This window comes from Azospirillum sp. B506 (assembly GCF_000333595.1).
Taxonomy (GTDB): Bacteria; Pseudomonadota; Alphaproteobacteria; order Azospirillales; family Azospirillaceae; genus Azospirillum.
This window is the reverse complement of record NZ_BADK01000955.1, coordinates 1-5,156: the sequence shown is the minus strand read 5'-3', so window position 1 is coordinate 5,156 and position 5,156 is coordinate 1. Positions and strand designations below refer to the sequence as shown.

Here is a 5,156-nt window from a genome sequence, read left to right as displayed (position 1 = left end):
GCGCCCGCCGGCGAAGAATAGGTCGTAAAGCTGAACAGCGCGATGAAGGTCGCCACCCCGCTGGTGATCTCGCCGTGCAGCAGCTCGTTCATCAGCGTCGGCGCGTCGTTGAAATAGAACACCCAGGCGCCGCCGGTCAGCAGCGATATGGCGACCCATGCCGCATGCTTGGCGGTCTTGCGCGCCAGCTTCGCCCCGGTCATCGGCGCCTTGTCCAGCCGGATGCGGGTGGTGCGGGGCCCTTCGATCTTGCGTTCCACCCACATGAACAGGTCGGTCCACACCGTCTGCGGGCAGGCATAGCCGCACCAGATGCGCCCGGCCAGCGTGGTGGCGAAGAAGATGCCGAAGGCGCCGAGGATCAGGAGGCCGGTCAGGTAATAGACCTCCTGCGGCCAGATCTCGATCCACAGGAAATAGGCGCGGCGCCCGACCATGTCGATCAGCACCGCCTGATCCGGGATGCCCGGCCCGCGTTCCCAGCGGATCCACGGCGTGATGTAGTAGATCGCCAGCAGGACGATCAGCGCCGCCCATTTGATCTGGCGGAAGCGGCCCTTCACATCGGCGGCATAGACCTTGGGCCGGTTGATGAACCAGTGGCGTCCCGGCTCCTCATGCTGGTCGCCCGGCGACGGAGGGGCAGCCTTGGCGGCCGCGGCAGGGCGGCGGGTGAGGGGGGTGTCTTCTTGGCGAAGGGACATGGCATCTTTCCTCGGCCGTCAGCGGCACGGGTGGCGTCAGCATCGTCCCTTCTCCATAAGACTTCCGTCATGAAGCCGCATTGCGCGATGTCAATCCGAAAGCAGATTGCTGCAAGCGGGTCGCCGAAAGCCGGTTGCCATCAGGCGAAGCCGGCCCGCCAGCGGAACAGGTCCTCGGCGCTGGCACCGACGCCGCCGCACACGATGACGACGATCCGTCCGCTGCTTTCCGAGACGATGCGTGACCTGCCCAGTGCGGCCAGCGAAGCGCCACAGGCCGGCTCAACCACCACCCGATGATCATCCATCAACCGCAGGCAGGCTTCGACCGCTTCGGCGTCGGAGACGACGACGGATTCGATCCGGTGTGAGCGTGCCACCTCCAGCGCGCGGTCGCAGACTGTCTTGGCCCCGAGCGAGGTCGCGATGCTGTCGATGCCGGCAAGCGTCACGGGATGATCGGCCGCGACCGCGCGTGCGAAGGACTCGGCGCCGCGGGTTTCCACCGCGACGATCGGAACGTCCCCCCAGCCATTGCGCTCCAGACCTTCGGCGACACCGCAGAGCAGCCCGCCGCCGCCGACGGAGAGGATGACGGCATCCGGCTTCCCGCCCTGCTCGGCCAGCTCGTCGACCAGGGTGGCGTGGCCGGTCCACAGCAGGGGATCGTCGAAGGGATGGATGAAGGCATCGGTCGGCGAGAGCATCGACAGCGCCCGCTCGTTCGCCTCCGCCCAGGAGGAGCCATGGACGACGACCTCGGCCTGCTCCAGGCCGATCATCGCCTTGGCGCGTTCCGAGGTGGTGTTCGGCACGACCACGACCACCGGCACGCCAAGCCTGCGTCCCGCATAGGCGACGGCCAGACCGGCATTGCCGCCCGAGGAGGACACGAAGCGCCGCGCCCCGCGGTTCCTGTGTTCGGTGCAGGCGTGTCCGACACCACGCGCCTTGAACGATCCGGTCGGCTGGGCGGCTTCCATCTTCAGATGGATGTCCTTTCCGAACTGTCTGGAAAGGCTCAGCGATTCGGCGAGAGGCGTCTGCCGGTGGATCGTCATGACCTGCTCTTCTCCTGGGACCGGCGGGGTAAAGCCGCCCTGCGCGTCGATATGTCCGGCTGTCTATACCGCCTGCCCGCGCAGCTCCGCCAGCCCGTCGTGATAGGCGCGGTCGAACAGCGCCTCCAGCCGGGCATCGACCCCGCGCAGGCCGGCGACCACCGCATAGGCCCATTCGAAATATTCGACCTTGCGCGACAGCGGCCAGTCGGCGGGCGGGCTGTGCGCCATGGAGCGCAGGTTGGACACCTTGTCGGCCAGCTTCACCAGCCTGGCCCGGGTCGAGGCATGGGGGGCGGCGTCGATCTGGTGCTGCTTGCGCTCGGCCTTCGACATGCGCTTGTCGTCGGTGGTCTCGGCGACGACCTGCACCACCTCGGTGCCGAACAGCTGCTCGATCTCCTCATAGCTGGCGTCGGTGTCCTCCAGCGTGTCGTGCAGCAGGGCCGCGATCACCACCACCGGGTCCTTGCCCGCCGTCGCCTCCGCCACCAGCAGGGCCACCTCCGACAGGTGGTTGACATAGGGTTCGGCGCGCACGCCCTTGCGGCGCTGGTCGATGTGCTTGTGCGCGGCGAAATCCAGCGCGCGGGCGAAATCGAGGAGGGGAGCGCCTGTAGGGGATGCGTTCGGCAGGGAGGAATTGGGCAGGCTCATGCTGTTCTCTCGGCTGGGGCGTTGCATTATTCTCCGCCCCAGGGAAGCTCCGCCCTTACGGAATCCCGATGCGAAGGACCGCGCCCATGTTCACGTCATTCTTCTTCGATCTGCGCAAGGCCGGCGTCCCCGTCTCGCTGACGGAGTACCTGACGCTCATGGAGGCCATGAAGCAGGGCACCGCGTCCTTCCGCGTCGAGGATTTCTATTATCTCAGTCGTGCATGCTTGGTTAAGGACGAACGCAACCTCGACCGCTTCGACCGCGTCTTCGGCGCCAGCTTCAAGGGCCTGACCGATGAGGCCGCCGCAGCCGACGAGGTTCCCGTCACCGACCTGCCGGAGGAGTGGCTGCGCAAGCTGGCAGACCGTTTCCTGACCGACGAGGAGAAGGCGCAGGTCCAGGCGCTCGGCGGCTGGGACACGCTGATGGAGACTCTGGCCCAGCGTCTGGCCGAGCAGAAGGGCCGGCACCAGGGCGGCTCGAAATGGATCGGCACCGCCGGCACGTCACCGTTCGGCGCCTACGGCTACAACCCGGAGGGGGTGCGCATCGGCCAGCAGGAGAGTCGCCACCGCCGCGCCGTCAAGGTGTGGGACCGCCGCGAGTTCAAAAACCTCGACGACCGGGTGGAGATCGGCACCCGCAACATCAAGGTGGCGCTGCGCCGCCTGCGCAAGTTCGCCCGCAGCGGGGCGGCCAGCGAACTCGACCTTCCCGGCACCATCCGCGCCACCGCCAACAACGCCGGCTGGCTCGACCTGAAGATGGTCCCGGAGCGGCACAACACGATCAAGGTGCTGCTGTTCCTCGACATCGGCGGCTCGATGGACGACCACATCCGCCTCGTCGAGGAGCTGTTCTCCGCCGCGCGCAGCGAGTTCAAGCACCTGGAGCATTTCTACTTCCACAACTGCGTCTATGAGGGCGTCTGGCGCGACAACGCCCGCCGCCACACCGAGCGGCTGTCCACCTGGGACGTGCTGCACACCTATCCCGCCGACTACAAGCTGGTCTTCGTCGGCGACGCCGCCATGAGCCCCTACGAGATCGTCTATCCCGGCGGCAGCGTCGAGCATTGGAACGAGGAAGCCGGGCAGGTGTGGATGCAGCGCCTGCTGTCGGTCTACGCCAAGGCGGTGTGGCTGAATCCGACCGCGCCGCAATATTGGGACTATTCGGAAAGCACCCGCCTGCTCCAGCGCCTGATGGGCGGGCGGATGTTCCCACTGACGCTGGAGGGGCTGGACGGGGCTATGCGGGAGTTGGGGAGGTGAGAGCGGAAAACTACCAAAGGCATAGCAATATAAATAATGATGAAATTGTTATCTCTATATATCGAACTTATATTTGGTGTTTTTTTGGAACGTGTCCATTTTACTATTCTAAGTATGCAACAATATTTTGTTTTATGCGGGATGTGCTTCCATAAACAATTTGTTGACTTTTTTTCCAATATAGCTATTACGGGAGGGTCGAAGCATGTGTGATAAAAATGACTGATTTCTCCTGGACGCTGCATATTGAAGAATTGGGAAAGTTGAGCGAAGCTGAGATTCAGTTGGCGCCCTTAACTATAATAGTGGGAAAAAATAATTCTGGGAAAAGCTATCTCAGTTCTTTGTTATGGGCCTTGGCTAATCCAGAAATCGCTATTTTCAGGGGGCAGTCTCCGGTTAATAAGCAATATCGGGCTTGTATAGCGTGGATCAGGAAGGCAGCGAGGTTGCCTAAAGATGAAGTGCGTGTTTTTGATGATGCTGCGTGGAGATGTTTACGAACTTTATAATTCTTATTTGAGCGACAATACAAAAGATATAATCGACCATATTTTTTCTTGTGATATGCATGTCACTGGAAGGCTTTTTCTTTCTAATATCTCAGCAGGCAATATCAAGGGTGTGGAAATTTCTTTTGAAGATTTCATCAACAGAGATGAAATCGTAGAAACTCTTGATAAGAAAATTAATAGAATGGGAGAAGATAACTTCCGTTCCATCTCTATTTCTCCTTCAATGGAGATGATGAAGGCTGTCTATAAAGATAGACTTTGCTTCTATATGTTTGGTGACCTAAATAAGAAGTTAAGCAAAAAAACAGAGTGGGAAATTGTTAGATCTATTTGCTGCGCTCTGATTGGGTCAGGGGCGCCTCGTGACTTTGCGTATATTCCCGCTGCTCGTACGGGGCTTATGTTATCCTATGATGCGCTGGTTAGCAGTCTATTTGAGACAATGGGGAGGCAGCAAGATGTAGATGCGCAAGCTAACTTCCCATTACCTACCATCAGGTTTCTTCAGACAGTTTCTAGAATGAGAGAAAATAAAAAAACAAGAACTTACGAAATTGGTGAATATATAGAAAAGCATATAATGCATGGCACTGTGATGAAAGATGATTCTGTCAAGAATAAATTTATGTTTTCAGTGGATGGAACTGAGATTGTTCTACCTATGCACGTAACTTCTTCTCTGGTAACGGAGATAGCACCTTTTGCTATGTATCTAAAATCTGGCTGGTTTGGAGAAGGTATCTTTTTTGAAGAGCCGGAGGCTCACTTACATATAGAGGCGCAAAGAACAATTGCGCGCTGCTTGGCTAGGCTGATTAATATTGGCGTAAATGTCGTAATTACCACGCATGGGGATCTGTTTCTTCAGGAGATTAACAATCTTATGCATATGCATTCTCATCCTCGAAGAGATGAAATAATGAAAGAATTTGGCTATGAAAA

General features: G+C 58.9%; 6 protein-coding genes. 3 read left to right on the top strand and 3 right to left on the bottom strand.

Going from position 1 to position 5,156, the window contains the following annotated elements:
• The 3 genes from I71_RS29675 to I71_RS29665 all read right to left on the bottom strand — a co-directional run.
• Window positions 1–704: 4Fe-4S binding protein (locus I71_RS29675; protein ID WP_042702863.1), on the bottom strand; the 704-nt coding region annotated here is incomplete at its 3' end.
• 140 nt (window positions 705–844) lie between these two features.
• On the bottom strand, window positions 845–1,765 hold the full coding sequence (locus tag I71_RS29670) for a pyridoxal-phosphate dependent enzyme (protein WP_042702861.1): 921 nt from the start codon (window positions 1,763–1,765) through the stop codon (window positions 845–847).
• Between the two features lie 63 nt (window positions 1,766–1,828).
• Window positions 1,829–2,422 carry an HD domain-containing protein gene (locus tag I71_RS29665; RefSeq protein ID WP_042702859.1) on the bottom strand — a complete coding sequence of 198 codons (594 nt, stop codon included), beginning with the start codon at window positions 2,420–2,422 and terminating at the stop codon, window positions 1,829–1,831.
• Between the two features lie 86 nt (window positions 2,423–2,508).
• Between I71_RS29665 and I71_RS29660 the strand changes: the two genes are divergently transcribed.
• The 3 genes from I71_RS29660 to I71_RS36950 form a co-directional block, all read left to right on the top strand.
• The gene (locus I71_RS29660; protein WP_042702857.1) at window positions 2,509–3,699 is read left to right on the top strand and encodes a VWA domain-containing protein; all 1,191 of its coding nucleotides are present in this window, start codon (window positions 2,509–2,511) and stop codon (window positions 3,697–3,699) included.
• 218 nt (window positions 3,700–3,917) lie between these two features.
• Entirely contained in the window at window positions 3,918–4,211 is a 294-nt protein-coding gene (locus I71_RS41155) for an AAA family ATPase (protein WP_148294396.1), read from the top strand.
• Window positions 4,177–5,156: AAA family ATPase (locus I71_RS36950; RefSeq protein ID WP_244434139.1), on the top strand; the 980-nt coding region annotated here is incomplete at its 3' end. The genes I71_RS41155 and I71_RS36950, both read left to right, overlap by 35 nt.

Coding starts and splice junctions, on each gene's coding strand:
- I71_RS29670 (WP_042702861.1), bottom strand. CDS start 1,765: ATGACGATCCACCGGCAGACGCCTCTCGCCGAATCGCTGAGCCTTTCC.
- I71_RS41155 (WP_148294396.1), top strand. CDS start 3,918: ATGACTGATTTCTCCTGGACGCTGCATATTGAAGAATTGGGAAAGTTG.
- I71_RS29660 (WP_042702857.1), top strand. CDS start 2,509: ATGTTCACGTCATTCTTCTTCGATCTGCGCAAGGCCGGCGTCCCCGTC.
- I71_RS29665 (WP_042702859.1), bottom strand. CDS start 2,422: ATGAGCCTGCCCAATTCCTCCCTGCCGAACGCATCCCCTACAGGCGCT.